General features: G+C 41.0%; 16 protein-coding genes. 13 read left to right on the top strand and 3 right to left on the bottom strand.

Annotated elements, in window-relative coordinates; genetic code table 11:
* Window positions 1-99: 99 nt before the first annotated feature.
* Together tkt and CVT14_RS06550 are read left to right on the top strand one after the other, a co-directional pair.
* A complete protein-coding gene (tkt, locus tag CVT14_RS06555) occupies window positions 100-2,010 on the top strand; it encodes a transketolase (protein WP_107849976.1) in 1,911 nt (636 codons plus the stop codon).
* Window positions 2,011-2,068: 58 nt separating this feature from the next.
* Window positions 2,069-2,863: an undecaprenyl-diphosphate phosphatase gene (locus tag CVT14_RS06550; protein ID WP_103557804.1), complete on the top strand. Its 795-nt coding sequence runs from the start codon at window positions 2,069-2,071 to the stop codon at window positions 2,861-2,863.
* 69 nt (window positions 2,864-2,932) lie between these two features.
* On the opposite strand, the gene CVT14_RS06545 is transcribed toward CVT14_RS06550, so the two are convergent.
* The 3 genes from CVT14_RS06545 to moaC are packed head-to-tail and all read right to left on the bottom strand — an operon-like array spanning window position 2,933 to window position 4,898.
* A complete protein-coding gene (locus CVT14_RS06545; RefSeq protein ID WP_107849975.1) occupies window positions 2,933-4,171 on the bottom strand; it encodes a hypothetical protein in 1,239 nt (412 codons plus the stop codon).
* 9 nt (window positions 4,172-4,180) lie between these two features.
* The gene (locus CVT14_RS06540) at window positions 4,181-4,447 is read right to left on the bottom strand and encodes a DUF493 domain-containing protein (RefSeq protein WP_103651616.1); all 267 of its coding nucleotides are present in this window, start codon (window positions 4,445-4,447) and stop codon (window positions 4,181-4,183) included.
* Window positions 4,422-4,898 carry a cyclic pyranopterin monophosphate synthase MoaC gene (gene moaC / locus CVT14_RS06535; protein WP_180996194.1) on the bottom strand — a complete coding sequence of 159 codons (477 nt, stop codon included), beginning with the start codon at window positions 4,896-4,898 and terminating at the stop codon, window positions 4,422-4,424. Before moaC ends, CVT14_RS06540 begins: the two co-directional genes overlap by 26 nt.
* 417 nt (window positions 4,899-5,315) lie before the next feature.
* Here moaC and CVT14_RS06530 point away from each other — a divergent pair, with 417 nt between their 5' ends.
* The 11 genes from CVT14_RS06530 (at window position 5,316) to CVT14_RS06480 (ending at window position 15,426) form a co-directional block, all read left to right on the top strand.
* Window positions 5,316-6,134 (top strand): ATP-dependent protease, encoded by an 819-nt coding sequence (locus tag CVT14_RS06530; protein WP_107849974.1) that lies wholly within the window; start codon window positions 5,316-5,318, stop codon window positions 6,132-6,134.
* A gap of 12 nt (window positions 6,135-6,146) precedes the next feature.
* Window positions 6,147-8,735: a Sec-dependent nitrous-oxide reductase gene (gene nosZ / locus CVT14_RS06525; protein WP_103610910.1), complete on the top strand. Its 2,589-nt coding sequence runs from the start codon at window positions 6,147-6,149 to the stop codon at window positions 8,733-8,735.
* A gap of 81 nt (window positions 8,736-8,816) precedes the next feature.
* Entirely contained in the window at window positions 8,817-9,572 is a 756-nt protein-coding gene (locus CVT14_RS06520) for a hypothetical protein (RefSeq protein ID WP_021089269.1), read from the top strand.
* The gene (locus tag CVT14_RS06515; RefSeq protein ID WP_107849973.1) at window positions 9,565-10,821 is read left to right on the top strand and encodes a nitrous oxide reductase family maturation protein NosD; all 1,257 of its coding nucleotides are present in this window, start codon (window positions 9,565-9,567) and stop codon (window positions 10,819-10,821) included. The genes CVT14_RS06520 and CVT14_RS06515 overlap by 8 nt, the downstream gene beginning before the upstream one ends.
* Window positions 10,814-11,491: a 4Fe-4S dicluster domain-containing protein gene (locus tag CVT14_RS06510; RefSeq protein WP_107849972.1), complete on the top strand. Its 678-nt coding sequence runs from the start codon at window positions 10,814-10,816 to the stop codon at window positions 11,489-11,491. Before CVT14_RS06515 ends, CVT14_RS06510 begins: the two co-directional genes overlap by 8 nt.
* Entirely contained in the window at window positions 11,488-12,039 is a 552-nt protein-coding gene (locus CVT14_RS06505; protein ID WP_107849971.1) for a c-type cytochrome, read from the top strand. The genes CVT14_RS06510 and CVT14_RS06505 overlap by 4 nt, the downstream gene beginning before the upstream one ends.
* Window positions 12,036-12,497, top strand: coding sequence for a c-type cytochrome (locus CVT14_RS06500; protein WP_021089249.1), 462 nt, complete (start codon window positions 12,036-12,038; stop codon window positions 12,495-12,497). Before CVT14_RS06505 ends, CVT14_RS06500 begins: the two co-directional genes overlap by 4 nt.
* A gap of 2 nt (window positions 12,498-12,499) precedes the next feature.
* Window positions 12,500-13,399, top strand: coding sequence for a NapH/MauN family ferredoxin-type protein (locus tag CVT14_RS06495; RefSeq protein WP_021089279.1), 900 nt, complete (start codon window positions 12,500-12,502; stop codon window positions 13,397-13,399).
* A gap of 9 nt (window positions 13,400-13,408) precedes the next feature.
* A complete protein-coding gene (locus CVT14_RS06490; RefSeq protein WP_107849970.1) occupies window positions 13,409-14,062 on the top strand; it encodes an ABC transporter ATP-binding protein in 654 nt (217 codons plus the stop codon).
* Window positions 14,055-14,882: an ABC transporter permease gene (locus CVT14_RS06485; protein WP_103633393.1), complete on the top strand. Its 828-nt coding sequence runs from the start codon at window positions 14,055-14,057 to the stop codon at window positions 14,880-14,882. The genes CVT14_RS06490 and CVT14_RS06485 overlap by 8 nt, the downstream gene beginning before the upstream one ends.
* Window positions 14,883-15,015: 133 nt before the next feature.
* A complete protein-coding gene (locus CVT14_RS06480) occupies window positions 15,016-15,426 on the top strand; it encodes a tetratricopeptide repeat protein (protein WP_107849969.1) in 411 nt (136 codons plus the stop codon).
* Window positions 15,427-16,086: the final 660 nt, after the last annotated feature.

Raw genomic sequence — 16,086 nt, 5'->3', positions numbered from 1 at the left:
TTTCGTAAATTTATATCACTTTTTAGACATTTTGGGCAAAAACGCAAGGCAAGTTTTAATCACTTTTTTGTATAATCTGACGCAATAAAAGGAGATCATATGCTAAAAAAACAAGCCGATACTATAAGATTTTTGTGCGCTGATATGGTGCAAAACGCTAACAGCGGACACCCAGGTGCTCCTATGGGCCTAGCCGATATCATGGTGGTTTTAAGCAACTTTTTAAAACACAACCCTAAAAATCCAAAATGGCTAAACAGAGATAGGCTAGTTTTTAGCGGTGGTCACGCATCAAGCTTGGTTTATAGCTTTTTGCACCTAAGCGGCTACGACCTAAGCCTAGATGAGCTCAAAAATTTTCGCCAACTTGGCTCAAACACCCCAGGACACCCAGAAATTCACACTCCAGGCGTTGAGATGGCTACTGGCCCGCTTGGTCAAGGCGTAGCAAATGCAGTTGGTCTAGCCATGGCAGAAAAATACGCTGCAAACGTGCTGAATGAGCCAGATAATAAAATAATCGATCATAAAATTTACTGCCTTTGCGGCGACGGCGACCTTGAAGAGGGCATAAGCTACGAGGCATGTTCAATCGCAGGAAATTTAAGACTAGACAACCTTGTGCTCATCTATGACTCAAACAACATCACGATCGAGGGCGACACAGCGATAGCATTTAGCGAGGACGTCAAGGCTAGGTTTGAGGCGCAGGGCTGGGAGGTCGCACGCATAGACGGACATGACTTCAACCAGATCGAATTTGCGCTTGAGCAAGCTAGCGAGAAAGAGTCGCCATATCTCATCATCGCAAACACGCACATAGCACGCGGCGCAATGGAGCTTGAGGGCAGCCACCACAGCCACGGCGCACCGCTTGGCGAGGAGATCATAAAAAAGGCAAAGGCTGCAGCTGGCTTTGACCCTGAGAAGAAATTTGCCATCGACGAGGACGTGCTTTTAAGATTTAGAGGCGCAGTAGAAAAGGGCGATCTTGAAGAGGCTATGTGGAACAAAAAGGTCGAGGCACTAAGCATTGAGGGCAAAAATTTATTAAACTCACTTCTTAATCCAGACTTTAGCAAGATCGAATTTCCAGATTTTAGCGACAAAAAGCTAGCTACAAGAGATACAAACCACGTTATCTTAAATGAGATAGCTAAAAAACTCCCTGGCTTTATCGGCGGTAGCGCAGATCTTGCTCCTTCAAACAAGACCGAGCTAAAGGGCATGGGTGACTTCCCAAATGGCAAAAATATCCACTACGGCATCAGAGAGCATGCCATGGCAGCTATCAACAACGGCATCGCCAGATACGGTCTTTTCTTGCCATTTTCAGCGACATTTTTCATCTTCAGCGACTATCTAAAGCCAAGTGCAAGGATAGCAGCGCTAATGGGCATCAAGCACTTTTTTGTCTTCACACACGATAGCATCGGCGTTGGCGAAGATGGTCCGACACACCAGCCTATCGAGCAACTTAGCACATTTAGAGCGATGCCAAATTTCTACACTTTCCGCCCAGCTGATGGCAACGAAAACGCAGCTAGCTGGCACGCGGCTCTAAATTTAAACGCTCCAAGTGCATTTGTGCTTAGTCGCCAAGGGCTTGACCCACTTGCAAAAGGCGAATTTGGCGAGGTTGGTAATGGCGCATATCTGCTAAGCTCGGCAAAAGATGCAAAAATCACATTTATAGCAAGCGGCAGCGAAGTCTCACTCTGTGTAAAAGCAGCCGCACTTCTAGCTGAGCAAGGTATCGGCGCAAATATCGTATCAGCGCCTTGTTTTGACCTGCTTTGCGAGCAGCCAGCTGAGTATGTGGCTAGAATTTTAGATAAAAACACAACGATCATTGCAGTTGAGGCTGCAACTGGCTATGAGTGGTATAAATTTGCCGACGCAGTTTATGGCATGAACAGCTTTGGCGCCAGCGGCAAGGCGAACGAGCTATTTGATCACTTCGGATTTACTCCGCAAAAGCTTGCAAATTTTTCTAGCGAACTTATATAAAATTTAACTTTGGGGAGTAAAATCCCCAACTGCAATCTACAATCAAAAAAGGCATTTTATGGAAATTTCTCACGTTATCGTTTTGGCCTTGGTGCAAGGCATAAGCGAGTTTTTGCCGATATCTAGCTCGGCTCATCTCATCTTGGTGCCAAAGCTACTTGGCTGGCCAGATCAAGGGCTTGCTTTTGACGTGGCAGTGCATGTTGGTACGCTAAGCGCGATACTTTTTTATTTTAAAGATACGATTTTTAAGCTACTTCGCGACTTTTTTGCCTCGATCGCGCAAAGAAAGATGGTAGGCGATAGCCTGCTTGTCTGGTGCGTTGGATTTGCCACTATCCCAGTGGGGATTTTTGGACTTTTGTTTAACAATGTGATCGAAGAGTACGCAAGAAGTGGCGTTGTGATCGCTGTTACTACGATCATCTTTGGCATCGCACTTTACTTTGCTGATCTTCGCTCGACAAACAAGAGTGAATATGAAATGACCATAAAATTTGCTCTTATCATAGGCTTAGCGCAGGCTGTGGCACTCATCCCTGGCGTCTCAAGATCAGGCATAACGATGACAGCAGCCTTATTTTTAGGATTTAGCCACAAAGGCAGTGCAAATTTCTCATTTTTGATGTCGATCCCAGTCATCATCCTAGCTGGCGGCCTAGAGAGTATCAAGCTCATAAAAGATCCAAACGCGCTTCCTTGGAGTGACATAGCCCTTGGCGTCATCATAAGTGCAGTTAGTGCTTATATTTGCGTGAAGCTATTTATGGGGATCATCTCAAGGATCAGGATGCTACCTTTTGTCATCTACCGCTTGATCTTGGGTGCGTTTTTGCTCTATCTATTTTTATAAATTTAAGTTGTAAAATGGCTAGGCTAAGACCTAGCCAAAATGATAAATTTGCCAAAAAGCTTGGCAAATTTACTCCTCTTTTTTATCTTTTTTTATGACGTTTAAAAAGTCTTTTGCGGCTTGATAGGCTCTATCGCCAAATTTCTTAGCTTCTGTTTTTATATCCATTTGTTTGATATCTTCAAGCTTGTCGTTTGCCTTTTTTTCAAACTCCGCGATATCTTGTTTGAGGCCTTCAAGTTTATCATTAGCGTCAAAATTTAGCTTTAGTTTTTTGCTCTTGTCATTTAGCTCTTGCTTTAGAGCTTCAAATTTATTGTTCGCCTCGCTCACAAGCTTTGCAACGCCGTTTGATTTTAGCTCTTCAAGCCTTGAGCTGATCTGCTCTATCGCTTGATCACTTATGCGTTTAAATTTTGCTAGATTTGTGTCAAGCTCGCTATTTATCACGCTTTCGATCTCGCTTTTAGCTACGCCATCAAATTCATTTTCAAGCTCTTTAAGAAGCGCTATAAACTCTTCATCTACGTTTTTTAAATTTAAAAGCTGTGAGTTTAGCCTTAGCTCGTCTGGAGCAAATTTAGCCTCATCTTTTAGCTTTTCAATAGCTCTTAAAATGCCATCTCTCGTACCATTTATCGCGCCTTTTATGAGCTCTTTTGCAAAGATGTGCCCCTCATTTGCTAAATTCCCCGCTGCACTGATGATATTTTTTGAAATTTCAAACATTCGCTCTTTGCTAAACTCCCCACCTCTTATCGCAGAATAGGTCATATTTTTAGCTATCGCGCCAGCGGTCTCTTCTACGTCCTTTGCGCCCTCAAGCGTCGTTAAAAATGCGATTTGAGCGCTCTCTTTTAAGATGCCAAGCATCCTTGTTTCTCTAATGATCGCGTTATTTAAAAGCTCTAAAATTTCCTCTTTTTCGCCAAAATCTCTATCTTTTACGACCTCTTCAGCCGCTTCAAATGAAATTTTTAGCCTATTTTTTATCTCTTCACGCTTTGCCTCGATCGCTCTATTTATCCCATCTCTTTTATCAAATAGCTCATAAAGCTCCTTCTCTTCGCCGCTAACTAGAGCTTGGTTTATCCCCTCCATAGCGCTTTTTAGGTTTTTAGCATTTATTAGGCTCTCTTTGTCCATCTTGTCGTAAAGCTCGTTCATCTTTTGCTTCAAAAGATCAGGCAGTGTGTTTTCGTCTTTGTCTGTGACATCCTTAAAAAAGTCGTTGCAAAGAGCTTTTATGCTAGTTAGTAGCCCATCGCTATCTTTATAATCACGTAAATTTTGTTCAAGTTTATCCATATTTTTGCCTTATAAAACGTATTTTGCTTCGTGTTTTAGCGCTGAAAAAATCTCCAGCCTCTCTTCTTCACTTAAAACTAGCACAGCTAGGTCGTAGCTAGCGTATTTTTTATCTTTGCTAAATTTTGAAAAAACTAGCTTAAATTCTCTATCTTTTACTATCTCCTTTACCTTCTCTTCGGCATTTACGCCAGCGTCAAATATCACTTTATACTCCCAGTGTGTTGGGTAGTCGATTTTTGCTTTTTTATTATTTAGATCGCATATACTCGCCACTTTTTCCTCCTGTTTTGCTCTCTAGCACGATGTTGTCTATCTGCATGCCCTTATCTATGGCTTTTACCATGTCGTAAATGGTTAAAAGTCCCACGCTCACGCCTGTTAGCGCCTCCATCTCAACACCTGTTTTGCCCTCTATCTTGACGCTCACGTAAAGCTTAAAAGCACAAATTTCAGGCAGCTCCTCGATGTCACAATCCACGCCCAAAATGGCCAGTGGATGGCACATAGGTATTAGCTCGCTTGTCTTTTTAGCGCCCATTATCGCAGCAACGACGGCTGTTTGGATGACTGGGCCTTTTTTGCCGGTATTTTCTTTGATCGCCTTAAAAGCATCTTTGCTCATTTTGATGATCCCGCTAGCAGTTGCTACTCTTTTAGTTGGATCTTTTGGGCTTACATCGACCATCTTTGGACGGTCTTTTTCATCTAAATGTGTTAGCATTATCTCTCCTTTTTTGGCAGATTATAGCCTATTTAAGCAAATTTAAGTTATCAGCAAATTTAAGCAAAAAAATATCAAAAATCTAAAATTTAAGCTTCGCTCAAAACGCAAGAGCGATTTTTCATTTCTTAATATAATTATCTAATTTAAATAATTTTTTTAAAAAAATATTTATAATTTAAATTTTAATGCAGAATATACCTAAAATACGAATTTTTATAGATAATAAATTTTATCAAAAGTATATTTCTATCCATTAAATTCTAAAGTCTATTTATTGTAAATGGCAAAATTTAAAAAAAATTATTGATATTTTTCTTTAAATGCTTAAAAAAGTAAATTAATCGCTAATTTGCTTTTAAGAGTTATGCTTGTATAGTTTTTACAAATTTTAAATTTACGATGAAAGCAACCTAGATAATGAAATTTCTGCTATGTCTTAGCTTATCTTTGATAGCGCTTTTTGCCGAGGGTAAGGGCTGTTTCGTCGATGAAAATAGTCAAAACATCATCTTTGTAAAAGATGGCGAGACAAAAAGCCTAGGGCTAAAGGAGAAAATTTACAAAGATCAAAGATGTGCTTTTGATGAGAGCTCTTTTTACGTTGCAAATTTAAACAACGAGATCGTAAAGGTAGCTAGCGAGAAGGAATTTTTATTTGCTCTGCCAAATGTTGGCTGTAAGGTTTCAAATATCTTGCTAGATAAAGATAAAATTTACGTCGCTTGCGATATGGCAAATGTCGTAACGATCGCCATTTTTGACAAGAGTTCTAAAAAATTTATATCAAAGAATTTTAACAATGTTTATAAAATTTCTAGCTTTTTACCGCTTGGTGAGGGAGCATTTTTTACTAGCTTTAATGGCAAGGCGTTTTTGCTTGATAGCAAGCTTAACGTAAAAGAGCAAAAAAACGTTGGCTTTGCGCCAGTGAGCGCTTGTAAATTTAGCGATGATGAAATTTTCATAGGCTTTAGAAACGGAGAAATTTTAGATCTTAAAAGTGGAGCTAAAAAGCAAATTTTAAGATCTAAAATTTCAGCTCTTGCGTGCGTGGGAGATGAGGTTTTAGTAGCTGGCGAGGACGGAGTGATCTATAAATTTGACAAAAGCTTTAAGCTAAAGAGCAAAAAAGAGCTTTTTAGCGGCGAGATAAAAGAAATTTTTATAGATAAAAACGTGCTTGTTGGCGTGGATCTAGGTAATAAGACAAAGAGTTTAGAGATAAATTCATTTTAAAAAGGAGAGTAAATGCAAAAGTTATTTTGTGTCGCAAGTGCTGCACTGCTTGGGCTATCTTTAACTGCTGCTTGTGCTGCTAGTAGTGACCTTGAAAAAGTCATGAAAGAGCGCGGGCTAAGCGAAAAAGATGTCCTTGCAGCTGCTAAGACTTACCAGCCAAGCGGTAAAAAAGATGATTTCATCGTCTTTTCATCTGGCGGGCAAAGTGGTCAAGTGCTAGTTTATGGCGTTCCGTCGATGAGAATTTACAAATACATCGGCGTTTTCACCCCAGAGCCTTGGCAAGGATATGGCTATGACGATGAGTCAAAAGCTGTTTTAAAACAAGGCAACATCAGGGGCAAGGAGATAACTTGGGGCGATACACACCATCCAAATTTCACTGAGAAAAATGGTGAGTATGTTGGTGATTATCTATTTATCAACGACAAGGCAAACCCAAGGATCGCTGTTATAAATTTAAAAGACTTTGAGACAACTCAAATGGTCGTAAACCCTATCATGAAGAGTGAGCACGGCGGTAGCTTCATCACTCCAAACAGCGAGTACGTCATCGAAGCTAGCCAGTACGCAGCTCCACTTGATGATAACTATCACTCAATGGACGACTACGAAGCCGTTTATAGAGGTGCTGTGACATTTTGGAAATTTGACTATCCAAAAGGTAAGATCGACGAGAAAGCATCTTTCTCACTTGAACTTCCTCCATACTGGCAAGACCTAAGCGACGCTGGTAAGGGCGAGAGCTACGGCTGGGGCTTTACAAACTCGATAAACACTGAGATGTATACAGGTGGTATCGAAAAAGGTCTTCCTCCATTTGAGGCGGGTGCTAGTAGAAATGACACCGACTTCTTGCACGTTTATAACTGGCAAATTTTAGAAAAACTTGCACAAGACAAGAAAAACTACAAAGTTATAAATGGTCATAGAGTGATTACGATAGAAGCTGCTGTAAAAGCTGGAGCACTATTTTTGATCCCAGAGTCAAAGAGCCCACACGGTTGTGACGTAAGCCCAGATGGCAGATACATCATCGTTGGCGGTAAGCTTGATACTCACGCATCAGTTTATGACTTTAAAAAGATCAAAGAGCTAATCGACAAAAAAGAGTACGCTGGCACTGACCCATATGGCATACCTATCTTAGATAGAGAAAAGTCAATGCACGGACAAGTAGAACTTGGCCTTGGACCACTGCACACATCATTTGACTCACAAGATGGCATACTTTATACTTCACTTTACGTTGATAGCCAAATCGTAAAATGGGACTACAAAAATTTAAAAGTGCTAGATAAAGTAAATGTTCACTACAACATCGGTCACCTTGACACAATGGAAGGCAAATCAGCAAAACCTAAGGGCAAATACGCAATCGCTCTTGATAAACTTTCAATCGATCGCTTCAATCCAGTTGGCCCACTCCATCCACAAAACCACCAGTTAATAGACATCACTGGCGCAAAAATGGATCTAATCTATGATATGCCTATCCCACTTGGTGAGCCACACGACGTTGTCTCAATCGCTGCTAGCAAGCTAACTCCAGCGCTTACTTACAACATGGGTACAAACTCAAGAACAGGCGAGGCTAGCCCATACGCAACTCTAGCTGGTCAAGAAAGAGTTGAGAGAAACGGCAAAAACGTAACTGTCTATGCGACAATGATCAGAAGCCACATCAACCCAGAGCACATCGAGGTAAATAAAGGCGATAACGTAACTATCCACCTAACAAACCTAGAGCGCGCTCAAGATGAGACTCACGGCTTTGGCATCGACCTTTACAACATCCACGCTTCACTTGAGCCTGGCAAAACTGCTTCAGTAAATTTCGTAGCTGATATGGAAGGCGTCTTCCCATACTACTGCACCGAGTTTTGTTCAGCACTTCACCTAGAGATGATGGGTTACTTACTTGTTAAAGATCCAAATAAAAAATATGAATCTGCAAAAAATAGCAAGCTAAAAACTCTAAGTCCAGAGGCTCTAAAAGCTGAGTACGACAAAGTAATCGCAACTAACAAAGCAACTGATGATGTTATACAAGAGGTTGTTAAATACCTAAAAGAGAAACATTATGAGAAATATCCAAAAGTAAAAGCTTTGGTTGATGACGCACTTGATCAATACGGCCACATCAAAGAGGTAAAAGCTAAAGCTGATGAAGCTTACAAAAAAGGCGACGTAAATGGCGCTATCCTTTGGGAGTACCAAGTATGGCAATACATGGTAAAAACTGCCGACGTTGGTCTAAGAGCTAAAAACAACCTAGCTAAAGAGATCGCAACTCCGATGAGCCCAGCTGCTGCAAAAGGCGAAGAAGCTTATCTAAAAGGCGGATGTAATGGCTGCCACGTCATCGGTCAAGTAAGCTCAGGCCCAGACCTAACTGGTGTCTTGCTAAGACATGAAAACGGCGAAAAATGGGTAGCAGACTTTATAAAAGACCCTGCTAAATTCTATAATGACGACTACGTTAAAGCGATGATTGATTTCTTTAAACTTAGAATGCCAAATCAGCACATGAGCGATGAAGAGATCAAAAATATCATCCAGTATCTAAAATGGATAGACGAAAACGCAGGCATGTAGTTTTAAGGGGCATCTTTGCCCCTTTTAAATTTTAAAATTTAACTTTTGCTAGGCTAAATTTTAAAATTTAAAGGAGAGATTATGAATAAATATAAAATTTATACCATTGTTGCACTTATCATCATGAGCGTTTGTTTTACTCTGCCAGTTCTTGGCTGGCACGGAGCAAAGGAGCGCATAGCTAATGGCGACGAGCTACCATCTTATGCTTACACTATCTACGATCTTTATAGCTCTTTTCAGTATAAAAACCACCTTTTGCCAAAAGAGGTGGCAAGTGATCTTCATAAGATGATCGAGCAAAAAGCAGAGATCGGCACACCATCTTTCCCTATCTGGTACGTATCTCTTGAAGCGCCAAACTATCCAAAGGCAGCCTTTCCAGATGGCATCCCAGTATATTTTCACGTAGATGGATATAGTGGCGACGTGCACGAGATGAATACGATAAACCACTACATCGGTATGTATCCTATGGAGCATGGCGGCAATGTCGAGCGAGCGATCGCACCTTATTATCTACTTATCGCCACACTTTGCATGCTTGCGTTTTTATACTATGACGGTAAATTTAACTCACTTCTCATGGTGCCAACCATCATCGCACCTGTGCTATTTATGAGCGCATTTGTAGGCTGGCTATACTGGTATGGACACAATATGCAAGAGTGGGGCGCCTTTAAGATCAAGCCATTTATGCCAACAGTCTTAGGTGATGGTAGCGTGGCGCACTTTACAACGCACTCTTATCCAACTATCGGCTTTTGGGTGATGATGGTGATGAGCGTGCTTTGCATACTTGCGGTATTTTCAAAGAAAAAAGAGCTAAATGCGTAAATTTTCTAAATTTGCCCTTGTTTTTTTGCCACTTTTTGGCTTTGCAAACGTCCTTCAAGATGCGATAAATAACGCTAGCCCTGGCGATGTGATAAAGCTGGGGGATGCCATTTATGAAGGAAATATAATCATTTCTAAGCCTCTTAGCATCATAGGAGAAGGCAAAAATGCCCACATAAAAGGTGACGGCAAGGGCAGTGTTATAAAGATCATAGCTTCAAACGTGACACTTAAAAATTTAAAGATAAGTGGCAGTGGCAACGACCTTGGCGAGCTTGACGCTGGCATAGGCTGTGACAAGGCAAATAACGTTGAAATTTCTAAAAACGACATAAGCGATGTACTTTTTGGGATTGACTTTAAAGAGTGCAGTAGCTCAAAGATCACTGAAAACAACATCACCTCAAAAAAAGGCGCTAGCCTTGGCTTTAGAGGCGATGCGGTGAGACTTTGGTATAGCCATGAAAATTTGATCGAGCACAACAACATCCGCGACAGCCGTGACATGGTCGCATGGTACGCAAGCCACAATAAATTTCTAAGCAACAAAGCAGTTGGCAGCAGATACTCGCTTCACTTCATGTATGCGAATCAAAATTTAGTTGAAAATAACGAATTTATCGGCAACGCTGTTGGTATGTTTTTTATGTATTCAGCTAGCTCAAATATAAAAAATAACCTAGTTATGGATAGTGACGGCGCCTTTGGCATCGGCATCGGACTAAAGGACGTGTCTGACTTTACGATAGAAAACAACACCCTTGTCTATAACGCGCGTGGCATCTTGCTTGATAACTCGCCGTTTCAGCCGGGATCAACTATAAATTTTATAGGCAATAAAATTTTACACAACGTAGTTGGCGTCTATTTTCACGCTACGCAAGGCACAAGTATCTTTGAAAACAACGACTTTATCGGCAACATGGACATCGTCGTAAACGACACTCCAGGCGAAAAGATGTTACTAAATAGGTGGAGCAAGAACTACTATGATGAGTATGAGAGCTTTGATAGAGATAAAGATGGCTACGGTGACACGCCATTTTTGCACCTCTCATACATCGATCAGCTCTGGCAGTACTATCCAAATTTGCAGTTTTTCTATGGCTCAAGCGTCTTTAGCGTCTTAAATTTCTTAGCTAAACTAGCTCCATTTTCTGAGCCCATAAAGCTACTTGAAGATAGTTCGCCTAGGATAAAACCGCTTGATGTTTCAAATTTCAACGCTTTAAAGGCGAAACGTGGATAGAAGAAATTTTATGATAATTGGCTCAGCTGCAGCGGTGGCTGGATACGCCATAGGCAAGTTTTTGCCAAAAAGTAGTGGCGACAAACTCTATCTTAGACCTCCAGGTGCTGTTGATGACTTTGATGATCTTTGCGTAAAATGCGGTCAGTGCGTGCAAGTCTGCCCTTATCACAGCATAAGCTTACTTGATATAGAAGATGGCTACTCAAGTGGCTCAGCTCACATCGACGCCAAAAAGCGAGGCTGCTACTTGTGCGACCTTTTCCCATGTGTGCTAGCCTGTCCTAGCGGTGCGCTCGATCACGCCACAAAGGTCGTGGGCGATGTCAAAATGGGCGTTGCAGTTTTAAGTGACACGGCGGCCTGTTTGAGCGTGAAAAGAGAAAATTTAAGCGAAGCTGGCGTTAAGCATCTGCTTGATCGCAAAGCCTATAACGACAGAGAAGAGGCGCTAAAAGATAAGATAAAAGGCAAGATCGGTCAAATTTGCGATCTTTGCGTCACGCTTTGTCCAGTTGGCGATAGCGCAATAGCAATGAGCGAGGCAAATTTACCACTTATAAAAAATGGCTGCGTGGGTTGTGGCGTTTGCGCTGAGGTCTGCCCAACAAAGATCATAAATATCGCCCCAAAGATGAGTTATGATGAAATTTACAAGGAGAAAAAATGAGAGTAATAATACCTTTAGTAGCTGCTGCGTTGCTATTTGTCGGCTGTGAAAAGAGTGAGGACAAAGCGCAAGAGGCTGTTAGCGAGCAAGGCGCAAAAGTAGCCACGAGTGCTAGCATAAAGGTCGAAAAAAATGAAAACAACGAGAGTGCAAATAAGCAAAATGAATTTATAAAATACGACATGCACGGCGAAAAAAGCGTTAAATTTGGACTTGAAGATAACAACGTAAGCCGCCAGATCGGAGCGCTTGCCATGGTAAAAAGCCCGCTTCAGACTATAAATTTAAGGCTCATAAAGGGCAGACTTAGCAAGGACTTCATTACAAAGTGCTCAGCCTGCCACGACGACTATGCAAATGGCATCATCGGACCATCTCTTCTAACAAAGAGCGAAGATGAAATTTATAAGATGATAAACGCTTATAAAAACAAAGAGAAGGTAAATGTGCTGATGCGTGATCTTGTTAAAAAGATGGATGAGAGTGAGATTAGAAAACTAGCCAAAGAGATAAGCGATTTTAATGCGCAGTTTAGGAGCAAACAATGAAAATCGGAAAAATCATAACGATCATTTTAGCGGTGCTGATATGTGGCATCATGGTGTTTATGCTAAGCCAAACTCCGCCTAAAAAGGAGAAAGCAGAAGCTAGCATTCAGCCAAAAGTGGAGCAAAATGTTTCAAAAGAGCAGTCAAAGTCTAGCGAGGAATTTGCCAGCGAAGATGAGCTAAAAAAGGTAAAAGAGCTAAGCCTAAGCGTGGCTAAGACGCAAAATGAAGGCGTTAGCAAGCAATACCTAACCTCTTGCGCACCATGTCACGGCGCAAATGGCAAAGGCATAGTAGCGCCTGACATCACTCATCTAAGCAAAGAGGATCTGCTAAAAAAACTAGCTGATTATAAGGCTGGCAAGGTGCAAAACACGCTTATGAAGGGACTGCTAACAAATGTTAGCGACAGCGATCTAAACAGCCTTGCTGATGAAATTTCTAAATTTAAAAAGTAAAAATGGATAAATATAACGTTCGTGCGACCATTAGAAACGTAAGCTTTCTAAGCACGCTAATAACGACTACAAAAGATGGTAAAAAGCGCCCGAGCATACGTTTTTGGCGCATTTTTACCATCGTGCTAGTGCATCTTTTATTTGTGCTCTCTTACAGGGTCGATGTGCAAATTTTAGAGGGCGACATCAGCGCCTCAAGGATACTTGGCTTTCACCTAGCAGACGCATTTATGAGCTTGCAAGTCTTTTTGGCAACGCATGAAATTCATGTAAATTTGCTGATTGGATCACTTAGCATCCTGGCTTTTTATGTCATTTTTGGTGGCAGGGGTTTTTGCTCTTGGGTTTGCCCATATTCGCTTATAAGCGAGATAGCCGAGAAGATCCATGAAAATTTACGCGCCAAAAAGATAGTAAAACCGCGAGTTTTTGACACAAAGTGGCGATACGCTTTTACTATTTTGTTTTTGGCTCTTAGCTTTGCTAGCTCAAGCCTAGTCTTTGAAATTTTTAACGTCGTTGGGATATTTTCAAGATTTATCATCTATGGCTACTTTCACGCTATCTGGCTAGTCGTAGCCATGCTTGTGGTTGAAATTTTCTTCTCACGCAGGGCTTGGTGTAGATATGTCTGCCCTGTTGGAGCGACCTATTCGCTACTAGCAAAGCCAAATGCGATAAAGGTCAGCTGGGATAAAGAAAGGTGCGATCACTGCTTAGTTTGCACCGATGTTTGCCTAGTGCCACACGTGCTTTTTATGACAAAAAAGGGCGCAAAAACTGATGATAGTAAAAAGCTCTTTAGGATAGCTGGGGCTGACTGCACACTTTGTGGCAGGTGTATCGACGTTTGCCACCAAGATGCGCTTAAATTTGACAACGGCTTTAAGAAACTCATATAAGGAATTTTTTTGATAGATATAAAAGAAGTAACGAAAATTTTTGGCTCACAAAAGATACTTGATAGCGTCAGTCTAAATGTAAAAGCTGGCGAAAAGATAGCGATACTTGGGCAAAATGGAGCTGGCAAAAGCTCGCTCATGCGTATCATCTTGGGCGAGTTTGTGCCAAATAACGGAAGCGTCGCGATAAAGGGTGTAAATACCCTAAAAGATAGAAAAGAGGCGCTAAAGTTTATCTCATTTGTACCGCAAACTCCACCACCGCTTAAATTTAGCCTGCGTGAGCTTTGCGAGTTTGTCTGCAAAAGCTCAAATGTCAAATTTGAAGAGATAGAGAAATTTAGCAAGCTTTTAGAACTTGATCTGCACGCAAATTTAAACAAGTCCTTTTACAAGCTCTCTGGCGGTATGAAGCAAAAGATGCTAATAGCCATTGCATTTGCAAAAGATAGTGAAATTTTGATGTTTGACGAGCCAACGGCAAATTTAGATGTAAAAGCAAGGGAGTCTTTTAAAAATTTACTTGATAATTTCACGCAAAAAAAGACACTAGTTTTCATCTCACACCGCATAGATGAGATCGCTCATTTGCTTGATAGATGCGTCTATATGGACCTTGGTAAGATCATCAAAGAAGAAAATTTAAGGAGCAAGAGTGAATAACCTTTTTTTAATAGCAAAACTTGACGTAAAAGAGTCGTTTCGCTCAAGGTGGTTTGCGATCTATGCGCTTCTTTTTTCTGCTTTGATGATAGGATTTTTATTTAGCGGAGTGACCGACTCGCGCGTGCTAGGCTTTTCTGGACTAACAAGGGCGCTACTTTTGTTTATACAAATTTGCGTCATCATCGTGCCGATATTTATCCTCATCTCAACCGTTAGAAGCATAAATCAAGACAGAGACACAAACCTGCTTGAGTACGTACTAAGCTTCCCACTAAGCCTTAAAGAGTACTATTTTGGCAAGGCGCTTGGGCGGACATTTGTCGTTTTTGTGCCGCTTTTGTTTTCGCTTTTGCTTTGCGTGGTGGTTGGCTTTATAAAGGGCGTGTCGATACCTTGGAGCGTGCTTGTGCTTTACTTTGGTCTGCTTTTTAGCCTAAGTATCGTCTTTTTGTCACTTGGCTTTTTTATCTCAAGCCTTATCAAAAACCAAGAAACAGGCCAAGGTGTGGCGTTTTTGCTCTGGCTTATCATGCTAGCTTTTATCGACCTAGCGCTCATTGGGCTGCTTATGCGAAGCTCTGTCGATGAGTACGTCATCTACTCTATCGCTATGTTAAATCCGATCGAGCTTTTTAGGATAGCCGCACTTAGCCTTTTTGACCCAAATTTAGCAGTCATAGGCACTGCATCTTACTTTATATTAGGCACATTTTCAAAAGCGACCTTCGTAGCTTATGCGATCATCTACCCTTTAGTGCTTGGCGCGATCTTGCTAGTTTGCGGCTATTTGGGCTTTAGCAAGAGAGATCTTGTTTGATTGTTTTTTGTTAAATAAGAGTTGGCTTTAAATTTAGACGAGGCTTGTATTATTCCACTTGTCCAACAAGAAACCTCCTTTTTGTAATGACCCCCTTTCCCCCAAAGGGGGTTTATCTCTCTCAAGGAAATTTATGAAAAAATCCATTTTATTTTTAACCTTTGCCGTTTTATCTCTAAGTGCAAACTGGGATGAAAATATGCAAAACTGCATCAACAAAAGTGACGCAAAAGCTTGTGAGAGCTTTACTAAAAAGCTTTCAAGCGAGTGCGAAAACAAAGACAAAACTTCTTGCTTTTTATATGCTGACATGCTAGGGCGAGGTCTTGGCGTTGAAAAAGATCTGGTTAAATCTTACGAAGTCTTTAAGTCGCTTTGTGAAAATGGTAGCAGTGAAGCTTGCTACGAGCTAGCTACAAAATATCTGCAAGGAAACGGCGTAGAGCAGAGCTTTGATCTATCTGCAAACGCCCTTGATAAAGCTTGTAAGATGGGCAGCAAACGAGCTTGCAACGTCCTAGAGCTTGTGCCTAAGAATTTTTAATTGAGCTTTTTTGCAAATTTTAAAATTTGTCCGACACTTATTTAACTTGATAAAACAAATTTGCAAATTTTAAAATCTCACTCACTCGCAAGAATTGACTACTAAAATTTGGCTTCGCTTGCAGCTTAGCTCAAATTTTAGAGCCGAAATTACTCGTTCATGAAATTTTAAAATTTACTATAAATTCTCTCACATAAAACGCATGCGGCACGACAGTGCTATCGCATGCCCCTCTAACGTGCGAGGGGTTTTTACTTCGACTTCGTCTCGTAACTGCAAGCAGACGAGGGATTTAAAAAGGGGGATAAGGGACGGACTTCGTGTCTGCCCCGCAGTTGCGAGCTAGCGAAGCAAAATTCAAGTCCCCTTGTCTCCCTTTTTGGATAAAAGAGTTTCTAAATTTAAGGTCCGTATTTTTAAAAGAGAAATTTGCTATTTGCAAATTTATAAATTTTAAAACTTTACTCACTCGCCTTAGCAGACTACTAAATTTAGGTCTCGTAGCCACTCGCCACTAAATTTAGAGCCGTGATATGCCAGCTCTAATTTTAAAATTTGCTTGAACCTTTTTTGTAAAAATTAAATTTTTAGTTAGTAGCTACAAATTTTAAAATTTCATTCACTCGCAAGAATTGACTACTAAAATTTGGCTTCGCTTGC

Source organism: Campylobacter concisus (genome assembly GCF_003048445.1).
Classification (GTDB): Bacteria; Campylobacterota; Campylobacteria; order Campylobacterales; family Campylobacteraceae; genus Campylobacter_A; species Campylobacter_A concisus_BF.
This window is presented reverse-complemented; position numbering and strand designations above follow the sequence as displayed.